The sequence below is a fragment of the Undibacterium parvum genome, from assembly GCF_003955735.1.
GTDB classification, from domain to species: Bacteria; Pseudomonadota; Gammaproteobacteria; order Burkholderiales; family Burkholderiaceae_D; genus Undibacterium; species Undibacterium parvum.
The window spans coordinates 2,283,171-2,303,524 of the sequence record NZ_CP034464.1 but is presented as its reverse complement, the minus strand read 5'-3'; the positions used below and the strand labels follow the sequence as shown (position 1 = coordinate 2,303,524).

The 20,354-nt window shown below is 51.6% G+C and carries 18 protein-coding genes; 7 read left to right on the top strand and 11 right to left on the bottom strand.

Annotated elements, in window-relative coordinates; genetic code table 11:
* Positions 1–42 precede the first annotated feature (42 nt).
* From rsmB to EJN92_RS09965, 4 genes are all read right to left on the bottom strand, one after another.
* Complete coding sequence (rsmB, locus tag EJN92_RS09980; RefSeq protein ID WP_126127681.1) at positions 43–1,482, bottom strand: 16S rRNA (cytosine(967)-C(5))-methyltransferase RsmB; 1,440 nt, start codon at positions 1,480–1,482, stop codon at positions 43–45.
* 138 nt (positions 1,483–1,620) lie between these two features.
* Positions 1,621–2,493, bottom strand: a complete 873-nt coding sequence (locus EJN92_RS09975; RefSeq protein WP_126127680.1) for an alpha/beta hydrolase — start codon at positions 2,491–2,493, stop codon at positions 1,621–1,623.
* A 4-nt stretch (positions 2,494–2,497) separates the two neighbouring features.
* Positions 2,498–2,848: a DUF1840 domain-containing protein gene (locus tag EJN92_RS09970; protein WP_126127679.1), complete on the bottom strand. Its 351-nt coding sequence runs from the start codon at positions 2,846–2,848 to the stop codon at positions 2,498–2,500.
* 179 nt (positions 2,849–3,027) lie between these two features.
* Entirely contained in the window at positions 3,028–3,531 is a 504-nt protein-coding gene (locus tag EJN92_RS09965; protein WP_126127678.1) for an SH3 domain-containing protein, read from the bottom strand.
* Positions 3,532–3,769: 238 nt separating this feature from the next.
* Between EJN92_RS09965 and EJN92_RS09960 the strand changes: the two genes are divergently transcribed.
* The 4 genes from EJN92_RS09960 to EJN92_RS09945 all read left to right on the top strand — a co-directional run bounded on the left by EJN92_RS09960 (position 3,770) and on the right by EJN92_RS09945 (position 8,790).
* On the top strand, positions 3,770–4,021 hold the full coding sequence (locus EJN92_RS09960) for a hypothetical protein (protein ID WP_126127677.1): 252 nt from the start codon (positions 3,770–3,772) through the stop codon (positions 4,019–4,021).
* A 63-nt stretch (positions 4,022–4,084) separates the two neighbouring features.
* Positions 4,085–4,960 carry a sensor histidine kinase gene (locus EJN92_RS09955; RefSeq protein ID WP_126127676.1) on the top strand — a complete coding sequence of 292 codons (876 nt, stop codon included), beginning with the start codon at positions 4,085–4,087 and terminating at the stop codon, positions 4,958–4,960.
* 20 nt (positions 4,961–4,980) lie between these two features.
* On the top strand, positions 4,981–5,772 hold the full coding sequence (locus EJN92_RS09950) for a LytR/AlgR family response regulator transcription factor (protein ID WP_126127675.1): 792 nt from the start codon (positions 4,981–4,983) through the stop codon (positions 5,770–5,772).
* 666 nt (positions 5,773–6,438) lie between these two features.
* Positions 6,439–8,790 (top strand): PAS domain S-box protein, encoded by a 2,352-nt coding sequence (locus tag EJN92_RS09945; RefSeq protein WP_126127674.1) that lies wholly within the window; start codon positions 6,439–6,441, stop codon positions 8,788–8,790.
* A 26-nt stretch (positions 8,791–8,816) separates the two neighbouring features.
* On the opposite strand, the gene EJN92_RS09940 is transcribed toward EJN92_RS09945, so the two are convergent.
* Entirely contained in the window at positions 8,817–9,764 is a 948-nt protein-coding gene (locus tag EJN92_RS09940; RefSeq protein WP_126127673.1) for a DMT family transporter, read from the bottom strand.
* 161 nt (positions 9,765–9,925) lie between these two features.
* On the opposite strand from EJN92_RS09940, the gene EJN92_RS09935 reads away from it, so the two are divergent.
* Together EJN92_RS09935 and EJN92_RS09930 are read left to right on the top strand one after the other, a co-directional pair.
* Complete coding sequence (locus EJN92_RS09935; protein WP_126127672.1) at positions 9,926–10,315, top strand: hypothetical protein; 390 nt, start codon at positions 9,926–9,928, stop codon at positions 10,313–10,315.
* 2 nt (positions 10,316–10,317) lie between these two features.
* Positions 10,318–10,788 carry a nuclear transport factor 2 family protein gene (locus EJN92_RS09930; protein ID WP_126127671.1) on the top strand — a complete coding sequence of 157 codons (471 nt, stop codon included), beginning with the start codon at positions 10,318–10,320 and terminating at the stop codon, positions 10,786–10,788.
* 78 nt (positions 10,789–10,866) lie between these two features.
* Here the strand turns inward: EJN92_RS09930 and EJN92_RS09925 are convergent, their stop codons facing one another.
* From EJN92_RS09925 to EJN92_RS09900, 6 genes are all read right to left on the bottom strand, one after another.
* Positions 10,867–11,115 carry a DUF1161 domain-containing protein gene (locus EJN92_RS09925; RefSeq protein WP_227869788.1) on the bottom strand — a complete coding sequence of 83 codons (249 nt, stop codon included), beginning with the start codon at positions 11,113–11,115 and terminating at the stop codon, positions 10,867–10,869.
* 59 nt (positions 11,116–11,174) lie between these two features.
* Complete coding sequence (locus tag EJN92_RS09920; protein WP_126127670.1) at positions 11,175–12,650, bottom strand: M20 family peptidase; 1,476 nt, start codon at positions 12,648–12,650, stop codon at positions 11,175–11,177.
* 141 nt (positions 12,651–12,791) lie between these two features.
* Positions 12,792–13,988, bottom strand: a complete 1,197-nt coding sequence (locus EJN92_RS09915; RefSeq protein ID WP_126127669.1) for a DUF1501 domain-containing protein — start codon at positions 13,986–13,988, stop codon at positions 12,792–12,794.
* 146 nt (positions 13,989–14,134) lie between these two features.
* Positions 14,135–15,763: a DUF1800 domain-containing protein gene (locus tag EJN92_RS09910; RefSeq protein WP_126127668.1), complete on the bottom strand. Its 1,629-nt coding sequence runs from the start codon at positions 15,761–15,763 to the stop codon at positions 14,135–14,137.
* Between the two features lie 148 nt (positions 15,764–15,911).
* The gene (locus tag EJN92_RS09905) at positions 15,912–17,912 is read right to left on the bottom strand and encodes an alpha/beta hydrolase family protein (protein ID WP_126127667.1); all 2,001 of its coding nucleotides are present in this window, start codon (positions 17,910–17,912) and stop codon (positions 15,912–15,914) included.
* Positions 17,913–18,138: 226 nt separating this feature from the next.
* Positions 18,139–19,566 carry a metallophosphoesterase family protein gene (locus EJN92_RS09900; RefSeq protein ID WP_126127666.1) on the bottom strand — a complete coding sequence of 476 codons (1,428 nt, stop codon included), beginning with the start codon at positions 19,564–19,566 and terminating at the stop codon, positions 18,139–18,141.
* A 275-nt stretch (positions 19,567–19,841) separates the two neighbouring features.
* On the opposite strand from EJN92_RS09900, the gene EJN92_RS09895 reads away from it, so the two are divergent.
* On the top strand, positions 19,842–20,108 hold the full coding sequence (locus tag EJN92_RS09895; protein ID WP_227869787.1) for a tyrosine-type recombinase/integrase: 267 nt from the start codon (positions 19,842–19,844) through the stop codon (positions 20,106–20,108).
* Positions 20,109–20,354 lie beyond the last annotated feature (246 nt).

Here is a 20,354-nt window from a genome sequence, read left to right as displayed (position 1 = left end):
ATATCATGTACGGGTGATCAACATGATAACTGGAAACCCGTTTCAGACTGCCGGTTTTTGAAACAAAGCGTAAAACAAGCCATCATGATCGTTGTTGCCATCCAACTGTGGTAGTAATTGCCCTGGCGCATCAAGTCGGACTGCGTCATGACGTACTCCAAACGCCGCCGCCTGAGCCTCAGACTCCATAGGCCAGATAGAACAAGTCACCAGCAGCAATTTTCCGCCGGGTTTCAGCATAGTCCAGAGATTATCCAGCAAACGCGCGGAAGAGGCCGCCAACTGCACCGCATCCATTTTGCGGCGTAACCAGCGTATATCCGGATGCCGTCTGACTATGCCGGAGGCGGTGCAAGGTACGTCGGCCAAGATACGGTCAAACGCCTGACCATCCCACCAGTTGGATTTACCGGCATCGGCGGCCCTGACATTGGCGCTCAGTTTCAACCTTGTCAGATTTTCATGGATGCGTTCGACCCGTTTAGGATCAGAATCGATGGCCAGCAAATCAAGATTGGCGATTTCCAGCAAATGGCAAGTCTTACCACCCGGTGCCGCGCAGGCATCCAAGACCCGCATGCCATCTTGCACATCGAGCAAGCTAGCGGCTAATTGCGCACCGGCATCTTGCACCGACACCAGACCTTGTTCAAATCCTGGTAGTTGAAGAACCGGAACTGGCTTCACCAGACGCACCGCGTCCGGGCCGATCTGGGTGGCGGCCATTTGTGCCGCTTCCAGCATGACTAAGTAATCCGCCACGGAAATCTGCCTTTGATTGACGCGCAGTGTCAAAGGCGGCGGCTGATTGCCGGCGCGCAAGATGGCTTGCCAATCTTGCGGATACGCCGCTTTACATTGATCTACCCACCATTGCGGGTAATTCCATAGCGCGGTCGGTTGCTTCATCACGGTAGCGAGCAGACTTGCCTGCTCGCGCAAAAAACGCCGCAAGATGGCATTGACCATGCCTTTGGCAAACACCATGTGCGGGCTAGAGGCGGCGGCATTGACGGCTTGATCGACCACGATAAAATCTTCGTAGGGAGCTTCTTCGCCATCCACTTTGACTAATAAGGTCAGCGCACAACACATCAAGCTGTACAGCAAGGGTGGCTCAGGCGGTTTAGTCGTCATTAAAGTCAGCAGGGCATCGACACAACCGACCTGCCGCATGCTGCGATAGGAAATATCCTGAATCGCGCCGCGCGCTTGCGGTGAGGCATTGGTTTGCGCAAACACTTTGGCTAGCGCCTGAGGTAGGGCCATCCCTTCCAACACATAAGCGACCGCTTGCGCAGCACCTACCAGACTAAAGGCCAAAGAATCGGCTTTAATTTCTGTCATTTTGAATTCGGCAGTGGCAGTCGGCGCTGGCGTTGCCGGATTGGCAGGCTTGAATGATTTCGCCTGACTCGACGGCTTCGCCGTCTTACTCGGGTTACTCGGCTTAGTCAGGGTTTTTCTTGAAGGTGTTTGCATATCATTCTTAAATTTTAGCGGTGCATTTACTAGTCTTGCCTAGATAGGCCGCTAGTGTAACAGCCTGACAGGCGCTCCAGCTATTTCAAACGTAGCGCCAGCTGTGCGCTGCTTAGATTCAAACAGATTCAGGCAGGCTCAAGCTGACTTCGCCAACAAGGGGGTGAAATGCTGTTGCTCTAACCAAGTTCGCAGATCATCGAAAACCTGCGTCGCTTCCAGCTCATTAAAAATTTCGTGATAAAAATCTGGGTAGAAAATCGCCTTGGCACGCGCTGGGTTTAGATTTTTGGCGAAGGCGGCACTGCCTTTCGGGTCGACCAGATGATCTTGTTGCGCGACCAGAAGTAAAACAGGAATCGTCAATTGCGCGGTGTGCTGAAGCGAGAACTCAGCCGCTTGCAACATTGCATTGAGCAGACGCGCACTGATCTTGCCGTGTACTAAGGCATCATTCTCGTAGGCCGCGACCACTGCTGCATCATGCGACAAATAGCGGGTTTTTAAACCGTTCGGTATTCCTAAACCTGGGATTAACAGGCTCGCCACTTTCAGCAAGACTTTCTCTAGCCCCGACATGTGCAACGCCAGCGCTGGAGAAGACAGGATCAGCGCCCGCACCGGCGCTAAGCCAGCCGTGGCAAAACGCGCTGCAAATACACCTCCCATGCTGTGCCCAAATAGCAAAGGCGGTGCTTGCAATTTTTTACTGAAATCGTTCAGCAGCATACGCGCATCGCGTAATAGTGCCTCGGTATCTGGCACATCACCGCGGCTGCCGCCAGACTGCCCATGACCGCGATGATCATAGGTGCGCACCGCAAACCCCAAAGTATTAAAAAACCGCGCCACATGCGCATAACGACCACAATGTTCACCTAAACCATGCATGATGAAGACCCCATCCTGCGGCGTGGCTGAGCCTTCTAAGGGCCAGTCGCGCACGAATAGTTGGGTGCCGTCGTTGCTGCTTAAAGTAAATTCCTGGGTGTTTTCTATGTGCGCGCTCATGCCCTTACTCGCTCCAGATCACATCATGTTGCTTCTTGTGCGCAGCTCTGAGCATATCTAGCAAGGGAAACATGCGGGCAGAAAAACTGACTTTGGCGACCGCCTCTTGCTCGTGTTCATGCTCATTGTCGTCATCATCTGGATGGGCTTCAATATCATGCACTACCTCTTCGCTGATAGGATGAGCGCGACTCTCAGCCACCGCATCCTCTATCACCTTGATCGCATTGGCAGTCTCGGCAAAGGTCAACACCCCACGATCGACATTTTTATGGAGTAGCTCTAAAGCCCGACGCGCATGTTCTTTATACATGGTCACTTCGGCGGCGGCCTTGGATGTAAAAGTGATTAACATTTTTTCTCCTATGTGGTGGTGAAACAGCGGCCATCTCCTTCTAGACGAAAAAAACGGTCAACGTAACTAAATGATAGTCCTAAAAAGACATTTAGGAGAGTCCCAGTGTTGGTAAATCACAAAAAATCCTAAGGCAGTGAGTGTTAAATTAGTCCGCCACCTACGCGCCTCGCACTACCCTATCCTGCTTTGAAGGAGGTCAGAAAGGTATCGACCACGTCGGCGTTCAGCGCTTTTTCCGGGCCTATGATGACGACCTGATACACCCAGTTACCACGGGCCACAAAACGCCCTAGTAGTTTGACCGTTTGGCCATTTTGGAGTTGGCCGATCGCCTCGATTTCACTGCCATCTGATTGACGTGGCTTGCTACTGGTGGCGCGTATGTTTTTCAACATGCCCGCTTGCATCGCGGCGAGCACCCCGGGTATTTTGCTGCTCTCATTGACTTTGGCATAACCGACCGCAAAACTCACGCCGCCCGCATCGGCGGCGGTCATGTGCAGATTCAGATTGACGCCATCGAGTTCCATCAGACGCGAGAACGAAGCCGCTTTGGCGGGCATTAGGATGGTAAACGGGGCATCGCTACCACGCACTTCGCGCCAGTCAAACTTAGGAGAACAGGCCATCAGCGTCACTGTCAGGAGCAGGGCTGCGAATTTAAGGAGAGAAGTCAGCACGGGGATAAATATATAAACAGGGAGGCAGCCATTGTATGTTATTCCGCCCCTACCCTGCAGCTCACCCTAAAACTACTAGCGACGGCACACCGTTTATCCACTGCCGTCACCATTCACCCGCATGCTGCTGCAATTGGTCGCAGCACGCTGGTGTCGTGCAGCACATCCGCTTACAGTGAGCCTAACGACTGGCCGCTGCGCTGATATCAGCAAGCATTTACACACTAAGGAGAGCAGTATGCAAAGCCCTACATTCGCACAAGTAATCAAAAGCTTGCGCCAGACTAGCCTGGAATTTTTTGCGCTGGCCCGCCAGGTTTTTCAGTATTTGATGACTTTAGCTATGCCTAACTTAATTCTGGCATGTCTGGGTGCCGCCTTGCTACTGAGCATACTGCCCCTGGCCTTGAGCCTGTTTATCGCTTTCTTGTTGATAAAGCTAGTAGTATTGCTGTGCGTGCTCAAGCCCAAGCAAACCAGCAATCAATAATCTAATTTAACTAAATCCATTTGCAGCGCCCTGGTGTAGAACCCGGGGACAGGGAGAACTAGCATGCATAAGTCTAACGAGAATAAAGTTTTAAATTTCACCCTGGATGTGTGCGAGACCGCGCGCGTCTTATGGTGGCGCTTCTTCGACTGGTTGGCGGTGGTCTCATGGTTGCACCTGATCCTGATTTGCTTTCTGGTGTTTCTGATTACCGGCCCTATCGGTTTTGGCCCTTTGGGCGGCTTGTTCTTCTGGGGCTCTATCGTCATCAAGAGTGTGGCTGGCGGCAAGCGTAAGGCCGAGTTGGCAGCCAGTGCCGCCATCACGCGGGCCGATGTAGAAGCCTTGGAGCGACGTTTGCTGGAAGCGCAAATGGCGGCCTTGCAGGCACAGATAGAGCCGCATTTTTTATTTAATACCCTGGCGCTGATCGGCCAGTTAATCGAAACCGATCAGGCCCAGGCGGCCAAAATTCATGCCGCCTTAATCCTGTATTTGCGCGCCGCCTTGCCGCAGATGCGTGACAAAAACAGTAGTAGTCTGGGGCAGCAAGTGGAGATGTCACGTGCCTATCTGAACATCATGCAAGCTCGCATGGGAGAGCGTCTCAGCACCAGTATTGAGGTCGCACCTGAGTTAGCACTGGCGGCTTTTCCAGCGATGATGTTGCAGACCCTGGTAGAAAATTCGATTAAACACGGGCTAGAACCAAAAGTAGCTGGCGGCCATATTACGATACAGGCGATCCGTCTCGACAACGATCTGCAAGTGACGGTCACTGACGATGGGGTAGGCTTTAATCTGCATGCCGATGACGGCATAGGCTTGTCGAATATCCGCGAACGCCTCAAAATACTCTACGGCAGCCGTGCGCAATTGATAGTCGAAGCGCCGGCCAATGGCGGTGCACGCGTCAGCATACGTCTGCCACTCAATTAATCTGTCTCCAGGAAATCTCTATGCCGACCGCCCTGATCGTCGATGACGAAACCCCGATGCGCGAGCAACTCAAGAGCCGCCTGGCCGAGGTCTGGCCAGAGTTGCAGATCGTGGCGGAGGCGGCCAATGGCATCGCCGCACTCGAACAAGCGCAGTTGCATGCGCCCGACATCATCTTTCTCGATATCCGTATGCCGGGTAAAAACGGCATAGAGGCGGCCCGCACTTTAGCGCAACAAGCGCAGATCGTGTTCGTCACCGCTTACGATGAATACGCGATTCAGGCTTTCGAGCAAGGTGCTATGGATTACCTGTTGAAACCGGTCGATGCGGAACGCTTAGCCAGCACTTGTCGCCGCCTGCAACAAAGACTGGCTGCCGTCGCCAGCGCCGCGCCGAGTACACATCCAGGCGCTGCCCCGCAATCCGAACAAATGGAACAATTACTCCAGCAATTGCTGCAACATAGCCAGGCACATAAAACCGATTATCTGCGCTGGATACAGGCCAGTGTCGGCGCCAGTTTGCGCATGATCAGCACCAAAGAAGTCTTATTTTTTCGCTCTGACGAAAAATATACCCGGGTACAGACCGAGGCCGCCGAATATCTGATACGCAAGTCGCTCAAAGAGCTGGAAGATGAACTCAATCCAGATGAATTTTGGCGCATACACCGCTCTTGCATCGTCAACGTGCAAGCCATCAGCGAAGTGACACGCGATTTCCGCGGCCGCCAATTAGTGCAATTAAAAGGCCACCCCGAGAAATTAGAAGTGAGCCGCAATCATCTGCATCTATTTCAACAAATGTAAATAATGTGGGGAGTATCTGAAATCGATGCTGGCTTGCGCAATGATTACCTACGCAAAATAGAAATCACCATCGATACTCACCCCTAGTATCTGTATAAAATTAAGCTCAACAGGCGGCAACTTCAAATCAACGCAAGCCACCGCGATCTTGCTCAGTTCAGGATTTGATCACCAGCAATCATCATGCTGCAGTCCCACGACGCCCCTCTTATTTTCTCGTAAAAATCGTTACTGTTCAGCCCGCTATGAAGAAAGTCAAAACCACTCAACACAGAGGCACAGAGACACAGAGATTCACAGAGGAAAGCAAGGCAGTTCCCCGTTTTTCTCTGTGTCTCGGTATCTCCTTTGAGAGGTTTTCGTCTTTTTTAATAATTTTAGTAGCAGGTTGAATAGATACTAAAAATCACAAAAATAGGGGAGTATCGCTTTTTAGTGGGCAATTGTCCTTATCTGTATTGCGCAAATGAGATATCACGACAGATACCCCCACTGAGTATCTTAATGATCTAAAAGGCGAATTGAGCATCATATTGAGAGTCGCAACATCTATCCCCTTTCGCTGGCAAGTTTTGCTATAGTGATCACCTAGCAAGCCAGCATCTAGCTTGGACCTCACAATTTTTTTCGCATGTTCTCAAGAAGACTAGCTAAAAAGGGCGTCACATGCTGCAACCAGGCATACCGGATAACGAAGTCGCGCGGCTGGCAGAGCTACGCTCACTGTGCGTGCTCGATACCCCGAGCGAAGAGCGCTTTGAGCGCATCACGCGTAGCGCGCAACTCTTGTTTGGCGTGCCCATCGTGCTGATTTCTCTGATCGATCAAGATAGGCAGTGGTTCAAGTCAAAACAAGGGCTAGACGCCAGCCAAACTCCGCGCAATGTCTCTTTTTGCGGACACGCGATCCTGCAGGATCCCATCTTTGTGGTGGAAAACGCCGACCTTGATCCGCGCTTTGCCGACAATCCCCTAGTCACCGCCGCCCCTTTTGTTAAATTTTATGCGGGCGTGCCATTAAATGGACCGAACGGCTACAAACTCGGCACTTTATGTCTGATCGCGCACAGCCCACGCAGCCTCAGCGCGCGCGAGCTAGCGGCACTCAAAGACTTCGCAGCCTGGGCCGAAACTGAGCTGGCCCTGAGCTATCATCAGCAACGTGCTTTAGACTGCGAATCCAAACTCGTTAACGTCCTGGAAAACGTCGCTGATGCGATCATCACGGTGGACCTGAACGATAGAATACAGGCGCTCAACACGGCCACGCTGGCGATGTTTAACTATACGGAAGAGAGCTTGCTAGGCCGCAATATTAAGAGCTTACTGACCGAGTCTTATCACAGCACCAGCGAAGGGTTCATACAAAACTACCGCCGCGTCAATCAGGCCAAGATGGCTGATCCACGCCGTGAAATGATAGGCAAGCGCAGTGACGGCAGCCACTTCGCCATCGCCATTTCCATCAGTGAAATGCAGCTATTGGTTGAGAAAAAATTGTGTTACCTGGTGATCATACGAGAGATTTCCGAACTCAAACTGGCGGAACAAAAACTCCAGGACAGCATTCAGTTATTTAACACCCTGATGAATAGCACCACCTCCTACGTGCATGTACGCGATTTGCAGGGCCGTTATCTGTATGTGAATAAGGAATACGAACGCATTTTTCATTGCAGCAATGCCGATATTCTAGGTAAGAGCTATCTTGATGTGCTGCCCTTGGAATTGGCAGAAAAAGTAGCAGTGAGCGAGCGCCTGCTGATCGAGAAAGGGCTCACGCTACAGACCGAAAATAACGTGCAAGGCGAAGATGGCACGCATACTTATCTGGTGGTTAGATCGCCCTTATTTGATCTCGAAGGGAAGATTACCGGCACCTGCGGCGTTGGCACCGACATCACGGACAACAAGCGTTTAGAACAAAAAACCATCAAGGCACTGGCTTCTTTGCGCGCCAGTGAAGAGCGCTGGAAGTTTGCGCTGGAAGGCAGCGGCGATGGGGTCTGGGATTGGGATATTCCTAGCGGTAAAGTGCAACTCTCAAAACGCTGGAAAGAAATGCTAGGCCACAGCGAAGCAGAAATCGGTGATGCTTTGACAGAATGGTCGAGCCGGGTTCATCCGGAAGACATGCCCGCCGTGATGGCTGATGTAGAGGCAAATCTGGACGGCATAACCAATAGCTTTTCGAACGAGCATAGGGTCTTGTGCAAAGACGGCAGCTATTTGTGGATACTTGATCGCGGCATGGTGGTGCAACGCGCTGCCGATGGTGCTGCTTTACGCATGGTCGGCACCCACACCGATATCTCGCAACGCAAACAAATGGAGCGTATCAAATCCGAGTTTATCTCCACTGTCAGTCATGAGTTGCGTACACCGGTCACCTCCATCCGTGGCGCTCTGGGTTTACTGGAAGCGGGCATACTCGGCACTTTACCGGACAAGGCCTTAGAGTTGATCAAGGTCGCGAATCGCAATAGCCAGCGTTTAATTACCCTGGTCAACGATATTCTGGATATGGATAAACTACTTTCAGGGCAAATGACGATCGCCAGTGTCAGCGTCAATCTGAAGGACTTGATCGCCCAGTCTATCGAGGCCAATGCCGCTTATGCGGCCAGCTATCAGGTGCGTTATCGGATGGAACAGACTAGCCTGAACGGCATCGCCATCGGTGACCCGGATAGGCTGATGCAAGTGTTGGCGAATTTACTCTCGAATGCGGCTAAATTCTCCCCACCCGGGGCTGAGATAGAAATCCGTCTGGCAGAGGCCGAAGCCTACTGGCGGGTCGAAGTCGAAGACCACGGCAGCGGCATACCATTAGATTTTCAAAGTCGTATTTTCGAGGCTTTTGCGCAAGCCGAAAGCGACAATACCCGCCAGCAGGGCGGCACCGGCCTGGGTCTCAATATCAGTAAAAAACTGATAGGAAAAATGGGCGGTGAAATCGGCTATGTGACGCAGCCAGGTCTGGGCACCTGTTTCTGGTTCACCGTGCCCCGTCCCTAAAAATCTCTATTTTTAGGGGAGTATCCTTAATGTTGCTGTTTAAACGCACGTACTGCAAGCGCAACCCCCAGGCACAATAGGCATACCCCTAGTAGTATCTGCTTCGCCGGGAACTCGCCGCGCAAGATAAACGTGTACAGCAGAGCAGACAAAGTTTCAAACACGATTAGTTGTCCAGCCAGGCTAGTCGGCAATTTTTTACTGGCGTGATTCCAGAATAGCGTGCCCAACCAGGAGGCGGCAAAGCCCAAGATCAACATCGCCGCGATAAATTTAGCCGGCGCGCTGCCCAAGGGAAAAGCATAGCCACCCGGTGCCGCATACAGTTGGGCAAACAAGGCGTAGCCCGCTAGACCTAGCAGCGCCAGCGGCAGTGTCATCAAACCCTGAGCGGTGGCCCAGGTGCTGGCACTAATATGCGTGTAGACCTTCATGTAACGCGCATTCATGATCGGATACCAGGTCCAGGCGGCCACTGCCAACAGTGCGATCAACCCGCCCTGCAGATATTGGCTCAGGCTACGCTGGCCATCCAGATGGCGTAATTCGGCCGCATTGACCAGCATCAGACCTATAAAAATACACAATAAGGGCAGTGCCAGTTTTTTCCAGGCGATGCCCTCGCTGGCGTGCTGCGGTGACCAATTCGAGCATATCGCGATCACCACTGGCAGCGTGCCGATCAACATGGTTGGCAAGGGCGCGTCCGCCAATTGTATGGCGCTTGCCAAGGCAGCGTAATAAATCACATTGCCGACCAGTGCCAGCTTGAGTGCCGCCAGCCAATCCTGTCTACGTAAGCGCGCAATGCGCTGGCGATCGAACCAAGCCGGAAGCAGGGCGATCAGGCCAAATGCGGTATACCGGCCAAACGATAAAATCAGGCCAGGGTAATCGGGCAATAATAAAGGCGTGATGAAAACCAGACCCCAAAGCAAGCCAGCAGCGAGTGCGGCCAAGATGCCGCTTAACATAAATTGATTCCTCATAAGGGAGAGCGAGCAGAGTGCGCATGATACTAGTTTAGCGCAACAATTGCGCGCATTCCCCTATTCTGCGCGAGCATTTCTGGTCTACACTACGCACTAAGTCGCCCCATTGGCGAATGCAAGTCCTAACACTCACTGGTGCCTTCATGTTGCTACGTTCCGCTTTACTATTTCCCCTGTTTTCTCTGTGCATGCTGAGCGCTTGCGATCGCCTGGGTCTGGCTGATCCGGCTAAAGACGCGGCCGCCAAAGAAGCCGATGCGCGCGCCACCGGCAGCGCCTGCCGCCACGCCGGGCGCGGCGTAGAAGATTGCTATACACAAAATCCGGATGCATCCCGCGCCGCGGTTTTTGCCGGTTGGAAGGAAATGAACGACTACATGCGTGAAAATAAGATAGAAGAAGTCAAACCTGATACCAGTGCAGCAGCGGCCAAAGCTGCGGCAGAGGAAGCCAGTAGTGCCGCGGCTAAAGCGAGCGAAGAGGCCAGCGCCAGTGAAAAATCTAAGTCATCTAAAAAATCAGCGAAACCCTAGTCATGCATAACAATGCCGCCTTAATTGAAAAATTTTATACCGCCTTTCAACAGCTAGACGCCGAGACCATGGCGCTCTGTTACGCCGACGACGTACAATTTTCCGACCCGGTTTTTCCGAATTTGCAGGGTAATGAGGCGGCCGATATGTGGCGCATGTTGACTAGCAAAGCGCAAGATTTCTCGCTGGTGTTTGACGGCATTACGGCGGACGAAAAAAAAGGCCAGGCGCACTGGATCGCCACGTATACGTTTTCGCAAACCGGAAGCATCGTGGTCAACGATATCCAAGCAAGCTTTGTGTTCAGAAACGGCAGAATTATTCGCCACACAGATCACTTCGATTTATGGAAATGGGCCCGTCAGGCGCTAGGAATCAAGGGAGTACTCTTGGGTTGGACGCCGCTGGTAAAAAACGCTGTGCGGGCGCAGGCGGCTAAAGGATTGAAGATATTTCGTAGTAAGCGTAGCTAAAATAGGCCGCAATCGCCACTTTAATACTGCGACTTAGAAAACCGAGAAACCAGCGTTTGCCAGCCTCTCGTCGTACCCTCAGGCTGCAGCTTTTTTCGCGGCAGTCTTGTGATAAATGATGATGTTTTTTCCGCCGTCGCAATTGCCGACCACGCGCTCTTTGGTTTCTGTGCCTTTGGGTGCGACTTCCAAACTGTAATTGCTGACGCCCTTGCCTGCCAGTTTCGTCTCAATTTTCGTTTTTAAATCCTCACAGGACGTCGTTGCAGCCCAACTGGTGGCGGATAACAGCATCAGACTGCTTGCCAAAATAGCTTTTTTCATCATGCATGCTCCTCTGTTTACGGAATAAAATTAGACAATCATCGTTGATCTTGCCTGTCGCCTCACTGAGCAGCGACCCGATTACCGTTCGTCAGTAACTGGTGATAAAACCTTATCATCTCTGCGTAGTTCTTAACAGATATTCTTTCATTTGTACCATGAAAGCGTGGTAAATCGTCTGCGCTGGCGCGCACCGGAGAGAATTTGAAGATATTTTCACTCAAACCATCAAAATAGCGCGAATCGGTGGCACCTAACATTAGCCCAGGCGCCACGATGGTATTGGCAAATACTTCGCGTATCGTGGTATTGAGCCGGCGATAGGCGGCGCTATCGATAGGCGAGACGCGTGATGGTTCGGAATTCCCCGCTGCGGTCTTGAGCTTAATCGCCTCATTTGCCACCACCTGTTTCACATGCTGTAGCACCGTGGCCTGGGTATCGCCCGGCAAAGTGCGGAAATTCACGCTCGCTTCGATATGTCCGGGTAAGACATTATCTTTATTGCCTGCATGTACCACGGTCAGTGCGGTGGTGGTGCGCAGCATCGCGTTGGTGCTGCCGCCTTTAACTAACTCACGCTGCACCAGAGGCCGAAATAGCCATAGATTCGACAGCAAGATCCGGTTCACACCATTCATCTCAGGCGCGATAGTCTCAAACATATCAAGTGCAACACCCTGTATCTGGGCCGGAAATTGCTGTTCCTCTAGCCGCGCCAAAGCCAGACTCATCATGCCTATCGCGGTCTTTTGCGGCGGCATGGAAGAGTGTCCAGGCGTGGCATCCAGACTCAGCTCTAGCGTTGCATAGCCTTTTTCCGCGATACCGATCAGAGCGGCTGATTGGTCCAGGCCTTTGAGTATGCCTTCGGTAATCAGCAAACCCTCGTCCAGCACGTAGTCGAGCTGGATCGCACGCGACTGCAATAGCGCAGCGATGGCCTGTCCACCTTGCAGGCCGCCCACTTCTTCATCATGACCGAAGCCCAGATAGATGGTCTGACGCGGTTGAAAGCCGCTTGCCAGCAGCGTTTCTACTGCTTCCATGATCGCGAATAAATTACCCTTATCATCCCAGGAGCCACGACCCCAGATATAGCCGTCTTTGATGACGCCATCAAACGGCGGCTGTTGCCAGTTTGCTTCGGTCGCTACGGCGATAGGCACCACATCCTGATGCGCCATTAAGAGTAAGGGCTTGGCCTTGGAATCACTGCCTTGCCAGGTGTACAGCAAACTTGCCGCGCCCACAGTTTCGCGTTTAAGTTTGCTGTGGATTAAGGGAAAAGCCTGCTGCATATGCGCATGCATTTTTTTGAATTCTGCGATGGCCGCATCGGGCTGGCCCTGATGCGAAATCGTTTGAAAACGTAGCGCTGTAGCCAAACGCTGCGCCACTGCATCCTGATCCAAACTCAGCACCACGGGCGGCGTCACCGCAATTTGTTTCGATGTGTGGCGTAGCGTATTAAAGCCCAGCACAGCCACCAGGATCAGCAACAACATCACTACAAATAGAAAAATTCGTTTCAGCATGGCGACTCACAGAAAATTTGCGGTGCCCGATCATTCCATGATTTTGTCGAATTGCCTAGTTTTTTGTCGCAAGCGCTATGTGGCTAAATAAGAAAATTTTCAGCTGCACTTCTTCCCTACTTAAAAACTTCATCCTGGCTCTTAAATCAAGCCGAAATCACGCGCTTTCACCCCTACAAAAATTTCTTGTAATTGTTTTTCATTCAAACCGAAAATCCCGGAAAACAGACCGCCCAGCACGGCGCGATATTCGTTCAAGACCGGGTAATCGCGGTTTTGAAAGAGCTTGCCCGGCTCTAGCCTGACTTGCTCACCGACGATGCGGCCGCCCTTGATGCCGCCACCCAGCACCCAGTACACGCTACCATGCCCGTGGTCGGTGCCGCGCTTGCCATTTTCGCGAAAGGTGCGGCCAAATTCACTGATTACCACCACCGTGGTATTGCGCCAGCTCGTCCCCATTTCTTGCTGATAAGCGGCCAGACCACGGCCAAGTTCTTCAAACTTATTCGCCAGCGCCCCGCTTGCTCCGCCCTGATTGACATGGGTATCCCAACCGCCGACATCGATAAAGCCCAGCGCATACTTATCGCGCATCAATTTGGCGACCCGTCGTGCTTCCAACTCAAAGCCCTTGGTCGAGAGCGCATTCCGGTCTGCCTGCATCATTTCATTTTGCTCGGCTTGCTGCTGGCTGCGCATTACCTCATCACGCACCGCAAATCCCTCGCTCACTTGTTGTGCCAGCCCTGTTTGCCCATACATAGCGCTGATGATGGCGCTTTGCCGCGCATCCATAGAATTTTTACCTTTTACTCGCAAGCCCGCATTAGCAATCTGCTGACTGCCTTGCATAATCAAAGGTAATTGATCGGTGAATGACATCGCTGCCGCACCATTGAGTTGCGCTGCCAGCCGGTTTAAAAATCCCGAATGTAAGTTGCGGGTAGTATTGAGTGGCTGCCCCAACTCTATGCTGTCTTGAGTTTCAAAATGGCTGCGCGATACATCATCGGTGCCGGCAAACGGGATAAACGCCGCCTCGCCTTTTTGGAACATCGGGTAGATGCTGGTACGCAGGGCTGGATGCAGGCCCCAATCGGCATCCAGTAATAAGGCACTGTCTAGCGACTCACTCGGTTTGGCGATGGCGATATTTGGTCTGGCCTCATAGTAAAAATTACTTGAGGTCGGGATTAATAGATTGCTGGCATCGTAAGCGCCGCGTAAAAACACCATCAACAACTTATTCTGGGTTGCAGGCGCGGCCAACAAACGGCTGCTAAGCGTGCTGGCACTGAGTGCGGCTGCAGCCTTGAGTAGTTCACGTCGATTCATAAAATAGCCTCGAAATTAAAGAGTTAGGACTTACGTAAAACCGCCCAAACGTTGTTGTAGCCGCCTTGTCGTACTAAAGTACTGTCTTCGGCGACACGCCTAGCTGGGACAATTTTGCGTAAGTCCTAAGAGTTTTTAAATTGAATTTAACGCCGCATCATCTCTGGGCTTGCCAGAAAAAATGCGGCCCATTCTTGCGGCGAACCGGCTTGCTGTAGCGCCTGCTGAGACTGCGGGCTAAATTTTTTCACCCAATTTTTCACATACTCAGAATTTGCCAGAGCGGGACGTGGCAAATCTTTCGCAGCGACCTTTAGCTCTGAATTTTCACTACGAAATAGCCCCGGACTGCCAGCGGCGATGGTTTTGGCGATATCGAAACGGCTGGCCATTTGCGCCGGGCTAGCCCAACTGCTTTCCTCCAAAGAGTAACCATCTGGCGTCTGGTGCCCGTTGCTTTGCTGTCCTAGACTATTCAACCAATTCAGCATGGGCAAGGTATTGACGATACTAGCGCCATCGTAAGCCAGTCGTACGCTTGCAATCACATAATGCAGCGGGTCTTTAAATTTAAGGCCTAGTGAGGCGGCAAATTCTGGGGTTTCGAACATGGTTTTGAGCACCGACGGGATATCGCCGTCGCTGCGTAGAAAACTCTGTGCCATGCCTTCAATCAAAGCCGGGCTGGGGCTATCCGAGACAAAATACAGCGCCAATTTTCGGCTAATGAAACGTGCGGTCGCTGGCTGCCTGCTGAGTAAATTGATGGTCTCATCCAACTCCGCCAAACCACGTCCGCGTATGCGCTTGCCTAGCAACTGTTTGTCGCCAAAATCATGGCGTTTGGGATTAAATTCGAACAAGCCTTTTCTGACGTAGGCCTTTTGCAGCTCAGGACGCAAATGCGGTGCGCTTGAACTGAGATTAATACCCACGCCGGTCAAGACGCGAGCCAATTCCTGCACATCGTTTTGACTGTAACCACTGCCTACGCCCATGGTGTGCAATTCCATCAGTTCACGCGCATAATTTTCGTTGATACGGCCGACTGCATTATGCTCATTGTCGAGATAGCGCAACATGGCCGGATGCATCACGGTGGCGCGTAATAAATCGCGGAAATTCTCTAAGGCATAGGGGCGTATCGCCTGTTCTTCAAAGTCACCCAGCATGGCACGCAGATTTTGTTTTTGATTCGAGATATTGAAGTGATTCATCCAGAACCACACCATCTGCTCTTGCAATTGCGCGGGCGAATACACGGCACGCAGCAAGGAGCGCGAGGCCGCTTCACGCGCCAGTCGGTTCAACTCTTGTTGATAGGCTTTGCGTAGCGTGTCATCGCTGCCTTTCTTTTGCACCGCCGCTTCTTTTTGCGCTTCCAGCGCGACCATCATTTGCGCAAACGGCTGCTGGCCTATCGTCATGCCATCAATCTGCGCCTGTATCGTCGCTGGCAAGACGGCGCTAGGGCGATGTAATTGTTGATCCAGATACAGATCCATGCCTAGCGTCTGCAAGGCAGCGGAGGTGGAGGCGTTCGCGCCCCAGCTAATCCGGTTCAAGAGTTTGTCAGGGTCGACTTTAGCCGCTTGCAGGGTAGCGCCAGGCGCAGCATAAACGGGCGCGACGGTTTTGACGATGGCGGGCGCTGCCGCAACAGCCGGCAAGGGGCGTGCGGTGTGCGGTTTGCTGGCCGTACTGCAGGCCACCAACAGGCCCAAAGTGACACAACTGAGGGCACAGCGCACGCGCCGCTGAAATAGAACTGACATGGAATAGGCTCCGATATATTTTTTATCAGGATACAACGCATGCCCGGCTTTTTCGTTGTCGTCTATTGCAGTTTTTAATAAAAGTTTAGTAACGCCATGTAACAAGCTCACAGCCCGTGTTACCGCACGGGCTGTGTCTGGGGCTGATTTATTCAGGAGCGAGGTGTTGGCCTAGAAATTTTTCGACTCGGTTCCAAAAATCGAGTTTGTTTTTTAATAGCCGGAACCCATGTCCCTCTTCTTCATACTCGACCCACTCAACTTGTGGATTTCCAGTTTTCACTGCCGCATAAAATTTTTGGCCATGTGGCAGCGGCACCCTTCTATCTGCTCCGCCATACGCCAGCAACAGCGGTTGCTTAATCTGGTCTGCGTGTTCCAGCGGGGAAGTGGCTTTTAACTGCGCGGCATCCTTGATCTGAGCGCCAACTAAAACCGGCATCCCATAGTTTTTCCACTCATCCCTGAGATCACTCCAATGGATGTCGTACAGCAGGTTAATATCGGTCACACCTACCCAATTGATACCGCAACGATACAGTTGTGGATCCTTAATTAAGCCCATCAGCGTCGCATAACCACCATAACTGCCCCCGGCTATACAGATACGCTTGGGGTCGGCAACTCCTTTGGCGATCGCCCACCGTACGCCATCGGCGATATCGTCCTGCATCGCCAAACCCCATTGCTTTAAGCCAGCATTAAAATGCTTTTGGCCGTAGCCGGTACTGCCCCTAAAATCCGCTTCTAACACGGCATAACCGCGCGAGGCCAGAAACTGCACCTGTGAATCCCATTGCCAGTGGCCGCCTCTTACATACGGGCCGCCATGCACTAACATCACCATAGGTAAATTTTTTCCGCTGCTAAATTTTGGTACAGTCAGGTAGGCGGGTATAGTGAGTCCATCTCTGGCGCTATAGCTGATTTGTTCTTTTGCCGACATGAGTTCAGGATTAATACCTGGCTGACTGCGTCCCAGTCGCGTCAATTGATTGGTTTTTTCATCGTGCAAATACCATGTGCCAGGATCGACATCAGAAAAGGAATGCACCAGCACGGTTGCAGCATTCGCCTCTTCGGCAATCGAGATTTGGTTCACCGTGTGCGGCAGCAGAGTATCAATATTTTTTTGACGCGCTTTCATGGCATCGTCGAACCAGACACTGGCGGCAGTACCCATTTCATAATGCAGGCCCAGCACTTTTTTCTGCGCCGTGTTATACACAAAATTGCCATTAAAATCGTAGCCTTTGAGCGAAATCACTGGTGCAGTTTCTAACTGATTTTTTTTCAGATCGAAAATATACAATGAACTTAAATTCTGTCCTTGATAGGCGCTTACATACAAATCACCTTCCGGGCTAAAAAATTCAGGGTTTATATCTTTTCGGCCACTCCAATCACTCTCTGAAATGACCCGCCAAAGGCCGCTATCCGGATCTTTATATTGTAGTTTGATTGAGGCGCCGTCTATGGTTTTTGCAATTCGTGGCACACCTTTTTTGTCGATCAGCCATTGACTCACCTTGCCAGGGCGCTGAATCATTTCTGTATTGCCGGTCTTGGTATTGAGCCTATACAAGTCATACGCGGTATTTTGATCGGATTTGCTGGTGACAGCTTGCATCACAAAAATGTCTGAAGATGAACTGTCATGTACGGTATCGAGGAAAAAAGTATTCCAGGGCAGTAGCGCATCGGTCTTATTTAGCAACTGCAATGATCGGGTATGACTCACCAGTTGCAAGCGCCCGCTACCGTCTTTATTCACCGCATATAAGCCTGGGCCGAAGAAATTTTCTCCCTGCGCCAGTTTGCGATTGCTCAAGTCGTACACCAGACGCGAATTATTTACCCAATGAAAATGACTGATATCACGCACTTCATAGCCAGCAATCACCTTCGCTTGTGTCTGCCCAATCTCCAGTACCGCCAATACCATTCTGTCATTTTTATCGGCCATCAGCATGGCCAGAGCGGTGCCATCTGGCGACAGCCTGGCGCTACTAAATTGCGTGTTTTGAAAAAAAGCGGGAGCTGGGATCTGCTTCGATTGCGCCTGTGCCGCGCCACTAAGAGCAACACAAAACAACAGGCAACATTGCAGCACAACTTTAGAACTGAAAAATCTAATCTTAAAACTCATTATCACTTTCAAAAAATTTAAAAAATCGAAAAGCTACGCTTCACTTTTTAACGAGTCAAAGCCAAACGAAAATAGCTAGCTACTGACTCGCTGAAGCGAGTCAGGCTAACTGGTATTTATGACCTGTTGATTGCAAAAGAATCGAGGGGTAAATAATTAAGCGACTCGATCAATTATTTACCCGCGTTTTTATACTAGAAAATCTTGAGGCGTCTTAAAAAGTCAATTAAGGCGTCGCGCAACTGGTCTTATTATCCTGCATCACACAGCTACTGATAGGCTTGCCTAGTTGATCCCAGGCTTGCATTTTCCAACTGGCGCCGACGCGCTCCATGGTCATGAAACCGGCTTGATTGCTATTGCTAAAGTGCGCTACTTCGGCTTTCGCGTAAGGCGTGGCGCCCGCTGGTACTTGCGACGGCAGTGCCTGATCTAAGGAAGAACCCCCATTGCCGGCGACAAACTGGGTAGGATGATCGGAAGCAAAGCTAATCGCCTCAAACAAATGCACGTGGCCGGCTAGCGTCGCCTGTACCTTAGCTGGAAACAGACGTTGGGGATGACTTAGCTGCATGATGTCTTGTAAAGCCGGATTACCCGATTTGAAGGCGGGGCCAAAACCCAAGATAGGATGGTGATTCATGAAGATAGAAAATTGTGCCTGCTCGGCCAGGCGATCGGCCGCCTGCAATTGCGCGGCATAAATTTGATAGGCGCTGGAAGTCTTTTCTAAAATTTGCCCGGGGACTTTGGATGAATCAAAGACGATTAATTGCGCGCTCTGCCCTCCCATCGTGCCTAGAGGTATTGCATAGGGCGCGCTGTAATCGCCTTGAATATCGTCGGCTTCGCGATTGCAATCACGTCCCGCTTGCAGTGGTCTAGGGTCCATAAAACGCCACCAGCCTTGACCGGCGCGCGTGCAGGATTCATGATTGCCGCGCACCACCACCCACGGTGCTGCCGCCAGCAACGGCGCCGCCGGGGTAAAAAAATCGGCGCGCCAGGTATCCCAGCCATAACCCCAGGGGCTGGCGGCACAGCTAGGATTACCAAGGCTGCAGGCATTTTCGCGGTAGTGATAATCACCCACGTGTATCACTAAATCAGGCTGAAAACTGGCTGCGGTCTTGGCCACTTGGGCGAAAGCCCACTTGGCCGCGTCGTTACACTCTTGAAAATAATTACTACCTTTTTGTAAGCGGCAACCGGTATCGCCGATTACGATAATTTTTTGCAGCGTGGCTTTCGGCAAGGGCAGTAGCTGCCCGGCGATACTGGCGGTTTTTACACCCGCGTGCAAGTCGGCTTCGCAACTACTTACCTCAAACAAGGATGCCTTGCTATCGGCAGCGCTGCTGACGGTTTTTCTTTGCGCGATGCTGGCCGGCGCAGCGCGTAATTGCATGCGGCTAGTCACGCCGTCCTGGCTCAGCTCAGGACAGCTAGTGGCCGTGGTGATGGCGCGTGCCTGAGCCTGCCCTTGTTCACCCAATACCACCCAAGTCGCGAGGATAGTTGCGTCGCCAGCCAGCGGCGCTACCAGCACGGTGCTCGGCGTATTCTGAACCACGCTAGCACAGCCAGTTAAGCTGAGAAGCAGGGCGATGCGACTCACCGCAGCTAGCCTGGGTTTTTTTAAACTAACAGCCATAATGGTTTTCTCGATTGAAATGTAATGTTGTTTGTTCGACTATTGTGCCAGTATTTAAGACTTGTTTATGCCTATTTCTGTGATGAGCACAATGGGGAACTTCTAAAAACCAAGGAACCGTGATGATAGCGACTCACAAGGAAAAGCTTTGCCGCAGAGGCGCAGAGGACGCAGAGGGAAAAACAAAAATTTTCTTTGCGTCCTCTGCGCCTCTGCGGCGAGAAAAGTTTTTGTTTTTAGGTTTTTAGAAGTTCCCTTTTGGAATTTTTTTCGGTGTGCTGTCAGCCTTCGAGCTAACCAATCGCCGCATTACACCCCATACGGTTCGACACACCTCTGCCATGAGCCTGCTGGAATCAGGGGAGAATATCAGTGTGATAGCGCTTTGGCTGGGCCACGAGAGTCCTGCCACCTCACATCACTACGTGGAGGCAAATTTGGCAATGAAGGAAAAAGCGCTCGCCCGATTACAGGAGCCAGGGGGAAAACTCCCACGGTTCCGGGCATCGGACTCGTTGTTGGCATTCTTGAAGACGCTGTAATTATGAATAACAAGTGATCATGCCTGCGCCACATTTGTAACGGAGCAGGCATGCTCGTTGGCAAATGCTATTCATAATCAAGTCCTATGCATAAAGACTGATTGCGACAGTCGCGGTGAGCCACCCATCGTCAAGTCAATTGCTTACATAACAAGCTAGAGTGTCTATCGCAGGTCGACAAAAAGCAACAAAAAATAACTGATTGGGCATACAGTATTCATCCATCAATTGCGCTATGGATGTTGC

Excerpts from the sequence above, each read along its gene's own strand:
- rsmB (WP_126127681.1), bottom strand. The coding sequence starts at position 1,482 with ATGCAAACACCTTCAAGAAAAACCCTGACTAAGCCGAGTAACCCGAGT.
- EJN92_RS09975 (WP_126127680.1), bottom strand. The coding sequence starts at position 2,493 with ATGAGCGCGCACATAGAAAACACCCAGGAATTTACTTTAAGCAGCAAC.
- EJN92_RS09970 (WP_126127679.1), bottom strand. The coding sequence starts at position 2,848 with ATGTTAATCACTTTTACATCCAAGGCCGCCGCCGAAGTGACCATGTAT.
- EJN92_RS09960 (WP_126127677.1), top strand. The coding sequence starts at position 3,770 with ATGCAAAGCCCTACATTCGCACAAGTAATCAAAAGCTTGCGCCAGACT.
- EJN92_RS09955 (WP_126127676.1), top strand. The coding sequence starts at position 4,085 with ATGCATAAGTCTAACGAGAATAAAGTTTTAAATTTCACCCTGGATGTG.
- EJN92_RS09950 (WP_126127675.1), top strand. The coding sequence starts at position 4,981 with ATGCCGACCGCCCTGATCGTCGATGACGAAACCCCGATGCGCGAGCAA.
- EJN92_RS09945 (WP_126127674.1), top strand. The coding sequence starts at position 6,439 with ATGCTGCAACCAGGCATACCGGATAACGAAGTCGCGCGGCTGGCAGAG.
- EJN92_RS09940 (WP_126127673.1), bottom strand. The coding sequence starts at position 9,764 with ATGTTAAGCGGCATCTTGGCCGCACTCGCTGCTGGCTTGCTTTGGGGT.
- EJN92_RS09935 (WP_126127672.1), top strand. The coding sequence starts at position 9,926 with ATGTTGCTACGTTCCGCTTTACTATTTCCCCTGTTTTCTCTGTGCATG.
- EJN92_RS09930 (WP_126127671.1), top strand. The coding sequence starts at position 10,318 with ATGCATAACAATGCCGCCTTAATTGAAAAATTTTATACCGCCTTTCAA.
- EJN92_RS09925 (WP_227869788.1), bottom strand. The coding sequence starts at position 11,115 with ATGATGAAAAAAGCTATTTTGGCAAGCAGTCTGATGCTGTTATCCGCC.
- EJN92_RS09920 (WP_126127670.1), bottom strand. The coding sequence starts at position 12,650 with ATGCTGAAACGAATTTTTCTATTTGTAGTGATGTTGTTGCTGATCCTG.
- EJN92_RS09915 (WP_126127669.1), bottom strand. The coding sequence starts at position 13,988 with ATGAATCGACGTGAACTACTCAAGGCTGCAGCCGCACTCAGTGCCAGC.
- EJN92_RS09910 (WP_126127668.1), bottom strand. The coding sequence starts at position 15,763 with ATGTCAGTTCTATTTCAGCGGCGCGTGCGCTGTGCCCTCAGTTGTGTC.
- EJN92_RS09905 (WP_126127667.1), bottom strand. The coding sequence starts at position 17,912 with ATGAGTTTTAAGATTAGATTTTTCAGTTCTAAAGTTGTGCTGCAATGT.
- EJN92_RS09900 (WP_126127666.1), bottom strand. The coding sequence starts at position 19,566 with ATGGCTGTTAGTTTAAAAAAACCCAGGCTAGCTGCGGTGAGTCGCATC.